Consider the following 12,291-nt stretch of genomic DNA (forward strand, 5'->3'; position numbering starts at 1 on the left):
CCCAGGCCGGTGCCGGGCTTGCCAGTGTCCAACCGCGCGCCGCGAGTGAACATTTCGCGACGCTGGCCCTTGGGGATTCCGGCGCCGTCATCCTCGACATGCACTTCGCATTGCTCCGACGCGGGATCGGCATCGACCGTCACGAACACGCTCCCGCCGCCATATTTGGCCGCGTTCTCCATCAAATTGCCGAGGATTTCGTCGAGGTCCTGGCGCTCGATCGCGACCATCGCCTCGCGCGATCCGGCTATGTCGATGCGGACATTTTCATAGAGCCTCGAAATGGCCCGCTCGACCGCATCGGCGCTTTCGCGGACATTGGTGCGCGACAGGCCGACCGCGCGCCGGCCCACCGCCCGCGCGCGGGCAAGATGATGGTCGACCTGGCGCCGCATCACCGCCGCCTCGCGGATCACGGTGTCCGACAGGTCCGGCGACCTGGCGGTTGCGGCGTTCATCACCACGGTCAGCGGGGTCTTCAGCGCATGCGCGAGGTTGCCCGCATGGGTGCGCGCCTCTTCCGCCTGTTTCTCGGAGTGTTCGAGCAGCGAATTGAGCTCATGCACCAGCGGCTGGACTTCGAGCGGCAGCGGATCGGTCACCCGGTTGGTGCCGGTCGTGCGCATATGCTTGATCGCGAGGCGCACTCGCCGCAAGGGCCCCAACCCGTACCAGATCTGGAACACCGACATCAGGAACAGACCGGTACCCAGCGCAACGAAGCTCCAGAACAGGATGCCGCGAATATTCCTGATCTGGGCATCGAGCTCCGACCGGCTCTGCGCGACCAGGAACCACCATTCCGTATCGCTCTCCGGAAGAATGATGGTGCGCTCGATAATGCGCAGTTCCTCGCCCTCCATCCCGACGCTGTCGTAGATGTGCGGTGCCGGATCGAAATGGTCGAAATCGACCGGCAGGGTGCGGTCCCATAGCGACCGGGAGAGCCAGTCGTCGTGGCCCTTGCCGCTGATCTGCCAGTAAAGCCCGCTATTGGGTTCGAGAAAGCGCTGGTCGCCCAGCGGACGGATGAACAGAACTTCGCCGTCCTGCCCGATCTCGGCCGACTGGATCATCGCGGTCAGGATATAATCGAGCTGGTTATCGAAATTGTTGGTGACAAGGGTCGTGAGCGTTCGCTCCAGCGCCACCCCTCCAAGCAGCAGGAGTACGCTGATCCAGCCGGCCGCGATCAGCAACATCCGTCGCCCGAGGCTGCCGGTGTGACGGGTCACGTCGGGTGTTGCTCCGGCCTCCGCTGGCGCATCCGCTCGCCCGTGCGCTTCCTCCCGGACCGCCGGCGCTTGCGAAGCGCTACTCGCGGGGGGCGTCGGCGGGGTCGTCGAGGCTGTAACCGAGGCCACGGATGGTGGTTATGACGTCCGCCCCCAGCTTCTTGCGAATGCGGGTGACGAATACTTCGATAGTGTTGGAATCGCGGTCGAAATCCTGGTCGTAGATATGCTCGATCAATTCGGTCCGGCTGACCACCTTGCCCTTGTGGTGCATCAGGTAGCTGAGCAGCTTGTACTCCTGCGCGGTCAGCTTGACCGGTTCGCCGGCCAGCGTAACCCGGCCCGAGCGGGTATCGAGCCGGACATCGCCGGCGATCAGTTCGGACGTCGCATTGCCCGACGCCCGGCGGATCAGCGCACGCAGGCGGGCGATCAGCTCTTCGGTCTGGAACGGCTTCGCCAGGTAATCGTCGGCCCCGGCATCGAGCCCGGCGACCTTGTCGGACCAGCTGTCGCGCGCGGTCAGCACCAGCACCGGAAAGGTTCTTCCTTCCTTGCGCCACATGCCGAGCACGGTGAGTCCGTCGATCTCGGGCAGGCCAAGGTCGAGAATGACCGCGTCGTAATCCTCGGTCGAGCCCATGAAATGCCCGTCCTCGCCGTCGGTCGAAAGGTCAACGGCATAACCGTTCTGCTCAAGCGTATTCTTCAGCTGTTTGCCGAGTGTCGGTTCGTCCTCGACGATCAGGATCCGCATGTCCCAGTTTCCCCAGTTATAAGCTGCCGTCCGAGATGGGCGCTCCAAAAGAAAGCGTCAACCGGATCGGCCGCACGATTCGCTAGCCCTTGCGGCCGATAACGCGGCCGGTCCTGGCATCGACGTCGACAAACACCACCCTGCCATCCTTGATGAATTTGAGACGATAGGCCCTGGCTGTCGCATCGTAGGCAGGGCCGAGATAGCGCCAGCCGGGCATGGTCGGCATGACAATCGCCTCGATCTCGCGCAGCGAAAGCTGGTTGCCAGCCTCCATCGCGCGGCGCGCTTCACCCTGGTCGTCGCGCGATTGCGCGGAGGCTGGAACGCCCGTCAAGAGCGCCGCACCCAGCAGGGCCGCGGAAATCGAGGCAAACAGCTTGCTCATCAGGTCTTCTTGCCTATGCATCACCCATTGAACAAGGTGTGAATGCCGTTGCTGTCGTTCAGAAAGCTAATGACTTGGCTTAACGGGTCATTTCGTAAATCACCCGCACGGTCACGCCCGCCTGCACCTGCCCGGGCCGGATCGGCATGCTTTCATTGCGGACGCTCGCGGCAGCATCGACTGACTCGAGCGGGATCGGCCACCCGCCCGTCACCGATTCATTGACCTCCAGCAGTCGCACATCGGAGTATCCGGCTGCGCGGGCATAACCGAGCGCGCGTTCGCGGGCCGATTTGAAGGCAGCCTCGCGCGCCTGGTCTTCCGCTGCGGAAGGATCGTCGATCGACCAGGAGATTCCGCCCAGATCGGTCGCGCCGGCTTCGACCAGTGCATCCAGCACGCGCCCGGTTCGCTCGATGTCCCGCAGCTTGACGGAAACCCGGTTGGAAACGCGATAGCCGCGAAAGACCTGCTGTCGGGACTCCTGATCGTAATCGTATTCGGCGTTGAGACTGATTCCGCTGGTCTGGATATCGTCTTCATCGACTCCCAGGCTCTCGATCCTGCGGATCACCGCGTCCATCTGGCCGGAATTGAGCCGCAGGGCCTCGATTGCCGTCGGGGCGAAGCTGGTCACACCGGCACTGAGATTGGCGATATCGGGATCGGCGGTCACGGTTTCCGTAACGCTCAGGTCGACGACCGGGCCGGTCGCCGTGATAGTCACCTCGGCCTGTGCGGGAAAGGCGAGTGCGATTGCGGCCAGGGCCAAGGCGGCCGGGATTGGGAGTCTGGTCATTGGGAATTCTCCTCGTGTCAGGGTTTTGCCCTGCTCCTATGCCACTTACGCTGAACTGAACAATTCGGTTCCTTGCCAGCACGGATTGACCCTCCTAACTGCGCGCAATGGCTGATCCACCGATCCTCAGCTGGGAAGGGCTGGGCCTGGTCCAGGGCGCCGGCTGGCTGTTCGGAAACCCGCAATCGGGCGGGATCGACCTGCACGTCGGACCGCGCGACCGGCTGGCGCTGATCGGCCGCAACGGCGCCGGCAAGACCACCCTGTTCAAGCTGATCGACGACCGGATCGAAGCCGACCGGGGCAAGCGCACTATCGTGCCCGGCACCAATGTCGTGTTTCTGGAGCAGGAACCATCCTTCGACGGCTTCGCAACATTGCTGGATTTCGCGATGGCCGGCCCCGGCGGACCCGCGCAACACGCGGTGGAGGCCATCGCCGGCCAGCTGGGGATCGACCTGTCGACGCCCGCCGCAAACGCCAGCGGCGGTGAAAGGCGAAGGGCGGCCATTGCCCGGGCCCTGGCCAGCGAGCCGGACTTGCTGTTGCTCGACGAGCCCACCAACCATCTCGATCTCGCGGCGATCGACTGGCTCGAAAACTGGCTCGAGCGCTACAAGGGCGCGTTCATCGTCATTTCGCACGACCGGACTTTCCTCAGGCGCCTGACCCGCGCGACCTTGTGGCTCGACCGTGGCAAGTTGAGGCGCAAGGAAGTGGGCTTCGGGGGTTACGAAGCATGGGAAGAGGCAGTCTATGCCGAAGAGGCGCGCGCGGCCGAAAAGCTCGACGCCAGGTTGAAGCTCGAGGCGCACTGGCTCGAACGCGGCGTGACCGCGCGGCGCAAGCGCAACCAGGGCAGGTTGGAGAAGCTTTACGAGATGCGCGCGCAGCGGGCGGCGATGCTGGCTCCGGGCGGAACGGCGAAGCTGGCGCTGAAGAGCGACGACGTCCGGACCAAATCGGTGATCGTCGCGGAAAATGTCTGCAAGTCCTTCGGAGACCGCCGGATCATTCGCGACTTCACCTTGCGCATCCAGCGCGGCGACCGGATCGGCGTGGTCGGCGCCAACGGGACCGGCAAGACGACCCTGCTCAAACTGCTGACCGGGGAACTGGCACCCGACGAAGGCGAGATCACACTCGCGAAGACGCTTACCGGGGTCATGATCGACCAGCAGCGCAGCGTTCTCGCGCCCGACAAGACGGTCCGCCAGGTGCTGGCCGAAGGCGGCGACTGGATCGATGTCCGCGGCATCCGCAAGCACGTCCAGGGTTATCTCAAGGAGTTCCTGTTCGATCCCGCGATCGTGGACACGAAAGTGGGGATCCTGTCCGGCGGCGAACGCTCGCGCCTGCTGCTCGCGCGGGAATTCGCGCGCAAATCGAACCTGCTGGTGCTCGACGAGCCGACCAACGATCTCGATCTCGAAACGCTCGACCTGCTGCAGGAAGTGATCGCCGATTACGACGGGACGGTGCTGATCGTCAGCCACGACCGCGACTTTCTCGATCGCACGGTCACGGTAACCCTCGGCCTCGATGGCAGTGGCAGGGTCGATATCGTCGCGGGCGGCTATGCCGATTGGGAAGCGAAGCGGAAACGGCATCCTGTGCCGGCCGCTAGGCAAGCGAAGAAGGAAGAAACGGCGGCCAGGCGCCCTGTACCGTCCGCCAAGGGTACCAAGCTGAGCTACAAGGACCAGCGCGACTACGACACGCTCCCCGAGAGGATCGAGGAACTCGATGCCATGATCTTGCGCGGCGAAGAGGCATTGGCCGATCCCGATCTGTTTTCCCGCGACCGGAACAAGTTCGACCGGCTGACCCTGGCACTCGAAGCTGCCCGCGCCGAGAAGCATGCTGCCGAGGAACGATGGCTCGCACTGGCGGAGCTGGTCGAAGGCTGAAGCGCCGCTTTCCGCCGCGATCGCTTCGGCGCAATCGAATTATTCAAGTAATAATGATCGAATAATTGCAGTAATTCGCCGATCCATGAAAGTTATAATCCTTTAAGTATCGGTTAACTAAGCAGGCGTAGCTTCCGTCCAACAAAGGAAGACGCGGTCGCTCGATGCTAATCGCCAGGGGGTATTGCGACATGGCTGCACAGACCAGTAAGCTGCAAGAGCTGTTGAATGGATTCGGTGTTTCTGGAGACGAAGACCGCCGGGGCGCGCCGCGATTTGCCCTGCTGATGCAGGGTGCGAAACTCGCATCCGAATTCGGGGAAATCCTTTGTGTTGTCCGTGACGCGTCGAGCGATGGCGTCAGCATCAGGCATTACGGCCACTTGCCCGATTGCGAGCAGTTCACGTTCGAATTGGCGAACGGCGAGAACTTCCCGGTCAGCCTGGTCTGGCGGGACGAGCAACATGCCGGGCTCAAATTTCCCGACGAAGTGGATACGGGCCGGCTGGTGAAACTGGCGAGCGGCCATTATCCGCGCCGCCAATTGCGCGTGAATACCATGCTCGAAGGGTCGGTGCGCGCGGGCGACGAGACCCACGTCATCACCGTGCGCAATATCTCGCAGCAGGGCGCCTGCATCGAATGCCGGGATTATCTCGAAGTGGGCGAGACGGTGACCGTCGAGACCGAAACGCTCGAACCGGTGTCAGCCAGGGTGCGCTGGTGCCTCTCGACGATCTACGGCCTCGTTTTCGACGAACCGCTCGATTGCGAGCAGCTGGCCGCGATCGTCGCCGACGCGCGGCGGCATTAGGCCGCCTTCACCCGCGCGATCCACGCATCCACCCGACGCTCGAGCAGCGCGAGCGGCATGACGCCTTCCTGCAATATCTCGTGGAACTCGCGCAAGTCGAACGCTTCGCCCAGCTGCGCCTGGGCCTTGGCGCGCAAGCGGACCCATTCGTTCTGCCCGATCTTGTAACTGCACGCCTGGCCGGGCGAGGCGCAATAGCGCTCGATTTCGCGCTGCGAGCGCGCCCACGGGAAGGCCACGGTATCGGCAAAATACTGCGTTGCCCGCTGGACGCTCCAGCGCCTTGCGTGGAGGCCGGTATCGACCACCAGCCGCGCCGCGCGGAACAGCCAGCTCTGCAATGCCCCGGCTTTCTCCAGGCCCGAATACCCGCCCAGCTCTTCCGCCACCATTTCGGCATAGAGCGCCCAGCCCTCGCCATAGGATGACAGCCAGTAATTCTTGAGCAGCAGCGGCAGATCGCCGGACTGCGCCATGCGCGTCAGGTGCAGATGGTGCCCGGGATTGCCTTCGTGGAAGGTCAGCGCCGGCAAGGTGTATTTCGGCCAGTCCGCGGTATCCTTGAGGTTGATCCAGTAGATCGCCGGACGCGACCCATCGAGCGCCGCGGGGCTGTAATAGCCGTTCGAAGCACCGTCCTGGATCTCCACCGGTACCCGGCGAATGTCGAGCGGCCGGTCGGGAACGAACTTGAACGCCTGCGGTAGCTTCGCCGTGATCGCCGCCATCCCGTCATTGAGCGAAGCGATCAGCTGTTCGCGACCCGCGTCATCATTGGGATAGAGCTGGTCCGGCCGCTCGTTGAGCTGCAGCAGGCGTTCGCCCACCGTTCCGCCGGTCAGGCCGGTTCCGCGCAGGATTGCATCGAGCTCGGCGCTGATTTCGGCGACTTGCTCGAGCCCGACCTGGTGAATCTCCTCGGAGGTCATTTCGGTTGTGGTGTAATGCCGCAGCGCCTCGGCGTAGATTTCCTCGCCGCGCGGCACGCGCCAGATCCCGTCGCCGCGCCGTGTGCGCGGTTTGAGCCGCCGGACCAGGTCCAGTTGGCGCTGGAGCGCGGGATAGACCTCTCGTTCGACGATCGCGGAAGCGCGGCCGGCCCAGTCGCCGCCAATCCCGGCTTCCTCCGCCCGGCTCGCGAGCGAACGGACCATGCCGCTTTGTGCCGGAGCCGGTTCGAGCAACGCTCCGATCTGCTTCTCGACCAGGTCGAGCGACCAGCGCGGCGCCAGATAGCCATTGGCGGCATCGTGCAGCTGGGCGGCGCTTTGGTCGTCGAGCGCGAAGGGAAATGCCGCCAGCCGCGCGAGGTAGGCCTCGGCATCGTCGGCATTCTCGACCGGATGCTGCGAATCGAGGAAATCGGGGATTTCGAAATAGGCGCCGTCCTGCTGGCTGAGCCGGTAGGGCGCGCCCAGTGCGGCAATCCCGAACCGGTCGGGCACCAGCCGCTGCACAAGCATGTGTTCGACGACCGCCTTGCGAACCTGCCAGCTCTCCCCGAGACCCGCATCCGGGATTGTCCTGAGCTCGGCCAGGCGGCGCTCGTAATGGCGGGCAGCCGCGACGCCGCCTGCGAGGCTGTAATCGTCGAGGCGCGAGCGCGCCCATGCGTTGCTGCCGGTGTCGAGGCCGTAAGCGGTTGCGGATTGCGGGCTCAGCTGGAGGTCGACCTCGAAGATCCGGTCCATCGCCATCCGCAGCCGGCTTTCGGCCCCGTTCTGGGCCCAGGCCCGATGCGGTTCGAAAGCCATGGCCAGCGCCGCCGCGCTGCTGCCCGCGAGAAAATCCCTGCGTTTCACCGCTCAGTCCCCGGTCAATTCATCCCCGAAAGATGGTTGCACGGGAAACGGAATGCCTCAATCCGCGGGCCCCGGGAATTCGACCAACCGCGAATACGAACGGATCAGCGAATGCGATAGAACGCCGCAACCCGCTCCAGCGCCAGCTTGAGCACCAGCTTGCCGCTGCGCACCGGCCAGTCGAGCGCCCGCTCCGCTGCGGGGAGCGCTTCCCCGGCGCAGACAACGCGCCACAATATGTCGGCAAGTCCGCTCCCGGCCGCCGCGATCGCCCCGTCGAAGCGCTCGCGCGCTGCCATCTGCCGCTCGGTCGGAGTGAGACTGTCCCGGCTGCCTCCCTGAACCCGCACCGGGTCCCAGCGCATCGTGACGCTGGGCGAAAGCTGGGCCAATTCGTAATCCGCACGGAGCCGCTCGCCGGCGTCGAACAGCCGGTCTTCGAGATGGCCGCGCGAATGCAGCCAGGCGAGCGGGCTCTCGGCAAGGTTGACGGTCACGCTGCGCCTGCGGCGCGAGACGCCGTTGCGCCTCCTCGGTCCCTCCTCGGTCAGTTCGCGCTCGACCAGCTGCTGTTTCATGCCGCTTCCTCCATGCTGTGGAAAGCGCCCTTGCCAAGTATCGGTTATTGTAGGAAAGAGAAAAGAGCCAAATCGGTTATGCAATTCCCACCCTCTCCCCTTCAGGGAAGAGGGTTGGGAGAGGGGGCCTCGCACACTCCCCCTCTCAACTCCGACTAGCTGCCACGGCAGCAAGTCTTCGTATCTCTCCCCTGAAGGGGAGAGAGCAGAGGTAGGTAGCGATGATCAACCGCATCCGCGATATCCGCAAGGAAAAGGGCCTGACCCTGGCCGATGTCGCAGAAGCCTGCGACCCGCCGACCACCGCGCAGACCATCGGCAGGCTCGAAACCGGGATGCGCAACCTCTCGCTCGCCTGGATGAACCGGATCGCCGCGGCGCTCCAGGTCGAACCGGAAATGCTGGTGCGCGGCGAACGGGCGGCCCAGCCGCAGATCGTCGCTCGCCTGACCGAAAGCGGGGCCGAGCCGCTTTCCACCCCGCGCGACGCCCTGCTGCCGACCGAACTCGAAGCAGGCGCGCCGCTGATCTGCATGACAATCGAGGCCAGCGCGGGCGAATACCGTGCGGGCGACCAGCTGTGGCTGCGCCAATTGCCGCCCGAAGACGCGCCGCTGATGATCAATCGCGACGTGCTGGTGCCGCGCGCCGGCGGGCGCTTTGCCTTCGGCCGCCTGATCGACCGCCAGGGCTCGCTGGTCGGGCTGCTTCCGCCCGGAAGCGGGCAGCGGCAGATCGTGATCGACGGTCCGGCCTGGCTGGCGATGGCGGAAATGCTGGTGCGAAAGCTCTGAGAGTTTCGGCTGCCCCGGCTAGATTTCGCCGCGTGCGATTCTTTCCTGGCGATCGGCTACGGTTTCGGTCGGGACGAAACTGTCCGAGGTCACCTTGAGCCAGATCAGGATCGGCGCGGCCATGTAGACCGAGCTGTAGGTGCCCACGAAAATGCCGAGCGTGATCGCGGCGGTGAAGCCGAACAGGCTTTGCGGCCCGAGCAGCAGCAGCGCGACCAGCACGACCAGCAGGGTGAGCGAGGTCATGACCGTACGGGCCAGCGTCTCGTTGACCGACAGGTCGAGCAGCTCGACGATCGGCATCTTGCGGTATTTCTTCAGGTTTTCGCGAATCCGGTCGTAGATGACGATCGTATCGTTCAACGAATAGCCGATAATGGTCAGGATCGCGGCAATGATCTTGAGATCGAATTCCAGCTGGAACAGCGCGAACATGCCGAGCGTCAGGCTTACGTCGTGGACCAATGCAAGCAGCGCTCCGACCCCGAACTGCCATTCGAAGCGCACCCAGATATAGATCGCGATCATGATCATCGCGATCGCCAGCGCATACATGGCGGTGGTGAAGAGCTCGCCCGAGACCTTGCCCGACACCGAAGAAAGGTCGTCGATCCGCGCATCGGCGAAGTTTTCGGTGATCTGGGTCGTTACGCGGGTGGTCATTTCGCTCGACGCCGCGGGATCGCTTGCGACTTCCTCGGGCAGGCGGAAACGGATCGAAACCTCGTTTTCCGCGCCGAATTGTTGGATCACCGGCTCGCCGAAGCCGAGCGCGGATACCTGTTCGCGCAATTCCGCGACCGGCGCCTGCTCGCTTTCGGTGAAGGTGACCTGGATCTGCTGCCCGCCGACAAAGTCGACGCCGAGATTGAGGCCCTTGGTGAAGACCATGGCGAAGCTCGCCACCACCAGGATCGCACTCACGACATAAAAGGGCAGCGCCCATTTGAGGAACTTGATGTTCGTATTGTCGGGGACGAGTTTCAGCAGTCGCATTGTCCGGCCCTCCTAAACATTCAAGTCCTGCGGCCGCGCTCTGCGCAGCCACCCGGCGACCCACATCCGGGTCACGGTCACGGCGGTGAACACCGACGTCACGATACCGATCATCAGCACCACCGCAAAGCCGCGCACCGGGCCGGACCCGAAGGCAAACAGCATCACGGCGGCGATGACATTGGTAATGTTGGCATCGAAGATGGCGCGGCTCGCTTCCTTGTAGCCATGCTCGACCGCGGCAAAGACCTTGCGCCCGCGCTTTCGCTCCTCCCGGATCCGTTCGTTGATCAGCACGTTGGCATCGACCGCAGCGCCGATGGTGAGCACGAAACCGGCAATGCCCGGAAGCGTCAGGGTCGTATTCGCGATCGCCATCACCCCGAGCAGCATCAGCACGTTCAGGACCAGCGCGGCATTGGCGTACAGCCCGAACCGGCCATAGGTCACAAACATCAGGATCAGGACGGTGAGCGCGCCGACGCCCATCGCGATCAGGCCCTTTTCGATCGAATCCTGACCGAGCTCCGCCCCGACCGAGCCCTGTTGGATCACGGTCAGCTCGACTGGCAGCGCGCCCGATTGCAGCGCGATCGCCAGCTCATTTGCACTTTCGACCGTGAAGTTGCCGGAGATCTGCGCCTGCCCGCCGCGGATCGGTTCGTTGATATTGGGCGCCGAGAGCACCTGCCCATCGAGGATCATGGCGAAGGGCCGCCCGACATTCTGCTCGGTCAGCCGCGCGAAACGCGCCCCGCCCTGCTGGTCGAAAGTGATATCGACCACCGGCTCGTTGGTCTGCGGATCGAAGCCCTGCCTTGCGCTGGTCAGCGAATCCCCGCGAATTCCGCCCAGCCGCTTGACCGCGATCGCCGTGCCTTCGAAGTCGGTCCCCGGCGCATAGGGGACAATTTCGCTGCCCGGCGGGGCAATGCCCTGCTGGATATCGGACTGGAGCGCGTTGACGTCGACCAGCTTGAATTCGAGGTCGGCAGTCCTGCCAAGCAATGACTTGAGCGCTTCGGGATCGCTGAGGCCGGGCACCTGCACCGAGATGCGCGTGTCGGCCTCGCGGACGATCGTCGGCTCGCGCGTGCCGAGCGCGTCGATGCGCTTGCGGACCACTTCGGTGGCGCTGTCCATCGCATCGGAGACCGCCTGGTCCAATGCTCCCGCGGTCGGCGTAAGGATGATCCGGCTGTCGTCGACGACCTCGAAATTCCACTCGCGGGTAATCCCGACGCCGTTGGTCAAGGGTTCGATCACGGCGCGCGCGGCATCGACCTGCGACGGGTCCTCGAGCATGAAAGTGAGCCGCCCGTTGCGCGAGGACAAGTCGCCGAATTCGATCCGCGGATCGGCCCGGCGCAGCGCGCCCTGAACCGCCTCTTCCATCGCATCGAGCCGCTGGCGCTCGACCTGCGACGGGTCTGCCTCGAGCAGGATCTGGCTGCCGCCTGCGAGGTCAAGGCCGAGATTGACCTGCTGGTCGGGCAGGAAGGCGGGCCATTGCATGCCGCTGATCGACGCCAGCGAAGGCAGCGCGGCGGCGGCCAGGCCCAGCGAAAGGAGCCAGATCCAGACCTTTTTCCAGAGGGGAAACTCAAGCATTGCCGCGGTCTGCCTTCACCGGTCAGTCGTTGGCCGCGGCGCCGCCGGGCGGGATGATGTCGGTGATGGTCTGCTTGACCGCTTTCACCCGCATGCCCTGCGCCAGTTCGATTTCGGCATAGTGATCGTCGACCTTGGTGACCTTGCCGACAAGGCCGCCGCCGGTGACGACCTGGTCGCCCTTTTTCATCGCGGCGATCTTGGCCTGGTGCGCCTTCTGCCGCTTCATCTGCGGGCGGATCAGCAGGAACCAGAAGATCAGCACCATGCCGATCAGGGGCAGGAAGCTGATCAGGCCCGACGGGCCGGAAGCGCCAGCGGCAAGGAATTGGAACATCAGGCAGCCCTCATTGCTGTTCTTGTGGCGGTCAGGTGGATGCCGCGATCCGCCATTTCAACACCAGTACGAAAATCGGCTGCGCGCGTAGCAGCTATGCAACAGGGTGGCAACGCGGCTGCAATGCCGGTGCAGCGATCCAACCGGGCACAGACGCTTGCACAGGCCGGACCGCTTGCCTATAGGGCGCGCCTCCACTGTCGGGACGTAGCGCAGCCTGGTAGCGCATCACACTGGGGGTGTGGGGGTCGCTGGTTCGAATCCAGTCG

General features: G+C 64.2%; 12 protein-coding genes. 3 read left to right on the plus strand and 9 right to left on the minus strand.

All coding sequences use genetic code 11. The features are described 5' to 3' along the window. The 4 genes from AC16XC_RS11795 to AC16XC_RS11810 form a co-directional block, all read right to left on the minus strand. A partial coding sequence (locus AC16XC_RS11795) for a sensor histidine kinase (protein WP_484034865.1) occupies positions 1-1,202 on the minus strand: 1,202 nt, incomplete at its 3' end. 112 nt (positions 1,203-1,314) lie between these two features. Further along, entirely contained in the window at positions 1,315-1,992 is a 678-nt protein-coding gene (locus AC16XC_RS11800; protein ID WP_484034854.1) for a response regulator transcription factor, read from the minus strand. Between the two features lie 82 nt (positions 1,993-2,074). Further along, a complete protein-coding gene (locus AC16XC_RS11805) occupies positions 2,075-2,380 on the minus strand; it encodes a PepSY domain-containing protein (RefSeq protein WP_484034855.1) in 306 nt (101 codons plus the stop codon). 79 nt (positions 2,381-2,459) lie between these two features. Next, on the minus strand, positions 2,460-3,179 hold the full coding sequence (locus AC16XC_RS11810) for an SIMPL domain-containing protein (protein ID WP_484034856.1): 720 nt from the start codon (positions 3,177-3,179) through the stop codon (positions 2,460-2,462). Positions 3,180-3,286: 107 nt separating this feature from the next. Here AC16XC_RS11810 and AC16XC_RS11815 point away from each other — a divergent pair, with 107 nt between their 5' ends. After that, positions 3,287-5,089 (plus strand): ABC-F family ATP-binding cassette domain-containing protein, encoded by a 1,803-nt coding sequence (locus AC16XC_RS11815; RefSeq protein WP_484034857.1) that lies wholly within the window; start codon positions 3,287-3,289, stop codon positions 5,087-5,089. A gap of 287 nt (positions 5,090-5,376) precedes the next feature. After that, positions 5,377-5,904 (plus strand): PilZ domain-containing protein, encoded by a 528-nt coding sequence (locus tag AC16XC_RS11820; RefSeq protein WP_484034858.1) that lies wholly within the window; start codon positions 5,377-5,379, stop codon positions 5,902-5,904. Here AC16XC_RS11820 and AC16XC_RS11825 read toward each other — a convergent pair. After that, positions 5,901-7,706, minus strand: a complete 1,806-nt coding sequence (locus AC16XC_RS11825) for a DUF885 domain-containing protein (RefSeq protein ID WP_484034859.1) — start codon at positions 7,704-7,706, stop codon at positions 5,901-5,903. The two genes, AC16XC_RS11820 and AC16XC_RS11825, sit on opposite strands and share 4 nt — an antisense overlap. Positions 7,707-7,810: 104 nt before the next feature. Beyond that, positions 7,811-8,284: a DUF6456 domain-containing protein gene (locus AC16XC_RS11830; protein ID WP_484034860.1), complete on the minus strand. Its 474-nt coding sequence runs from the start codon at positions 8,282-8,284 to the stop codon at positions 7,811-7,813. Positions 8,285-8,505: 221 nt separating this feature from the next. On the opposite strand from AC16XC_RS11830, the gene AC16XC_RS11835 reads away from it, so the two are divergent. Beyond that, positions 8,506-9,078: a helix-turn-helix domain-containing protein gene (locus tag AC16XC_RS11835; RefSeq protein WP_484034861.1), complete on the plus strand. Its 573-nt coding sequence runs from the start codon at positions 8,506-8,508 to the stop codon at positions 9,076-9,078. 18 nt (positions 9,079-9,096) lie between these two features. On the opposite strand, the gene secF is transcribed toward AC16XC_RS11835, so the two are convergent. From secF to yajC, 3 genes are read right to left on the minus strand one after another with little or no spacing between them, the layout of a single operon-like run. Next, on the minus strand, positions 9,097-10,074 hold the full coding sequence (secF, locus tag AC16XC_RS11840) for a protein translocase subunit SecF (protein ID WP_484034862.1): 978 nt from the start codon (positions 10,072-10,074) through the stop codon (positions 9,097-9,099). 12 nt (positions 10,075-10,086) lie between these two features. Next, positions 10,087-11,685, minus strand: a complete 1,599-nt coding sequence (gene secD / locus AC16XC_RS11845; protein WP_484034863.1) for a protein translocase subunit SecD — start codon at positions 11,683-11,685, stop codon at positions 10,087-10,089. Between the two features lie 22 nt (positions 11,686-11,707). Next, the gene (yajC, locus tag AC16XC_RS11850; RefSeq protein ID WP_484034864.1) at positions 11,708-12,022 is read right to left on the minus strand and encodes a preprotein translocase subunit YajC; all 315 of its coding nucleotides are present in this window, start codon (positions 12,020-12,022) and stop codon (positions 11,708-11,710) included. Positions 12,023-12,291 lie beyond the last annotated feature (269 nt).

The organism is Candidatus Andeanibacterium sp. (genome assembly GCF_057143545.1).

Excerpts from the sequence above, each read along its gene's own strand:
- AC16XC_RS11800 (WP_484034854.1), bottom strand. The coding sequence starts at position 1,992 with ATGCGGATCCTGATCGTCGAGGACGAACCGACACTCGGCAAACAGCTG.
- AC16XC_RS11805 (WP_484034855.1), bottom strand. The coding sequence starts at position 2,380 with ATGAGCAAGCTGTTTGCCTCGATTTCCGCGGCCCTGCTGGGTGCGGCG.
- AC16XC_RS11810 (WP_484034856.1), bottom strand. The coding sequence starts at position 3,179 with ATGACCAGACTCCCAATCCCGGCCGCCTTGGCCCTGGCCGCAATCGCA.
- AC16XC_RS11815 (WP_484034857.1), top strand. The coding sequence starts at position 3,287 with ATGGCTGATCCACCGATCCTCAGCTGGGAAGGGCTGGGCCTGGTCCAG.
- AC16XC_RS11820 (WP_484034858.1), top strand. The coding sequence starts at position 5,377 with ATGCAGGGTGCGAAACTCGCATCCGAATTCGGGGAAATCCTTTGTGTT.
- AC16XC_RS11830 (WP_484034860.1), bottom strand. The coding sequence starts at position 8,284 with ATGAAACAGCAGCTGGTCGAGCGCGAACTGACCGAGGAGGGACCGAGG.
- AC16XC_RS11835 (WP_484034861.1), top strand. The coding sequence starts at position 8,506 with ATGATCAACCGCATCCGCGATATCCGCAAGGAAAAGGGCCTGACCCTG.
- secF (WP_484034862.1), bottom strand. The coding sequence starts at position 10,074 with ATGCGACTGCTGAAACTCGTCCCCGACAATACGAACATCAAGTTCCTC.
- secD (WP_484034863.1), bottom strand. The coding sequence starts at position 11,685 with ATGCTTGAGTTTCCCCTCTGGAAAAAGGTCTGGATCTGGCTCCTTTCG.
- yajC (WP_484034864.1), bottom strand. The coding sequence starts at position 12,022 with ATGTTCCAATTCCTTGCCGCTGGCGCTTCCGGCCCGTCGGGCCTGATC.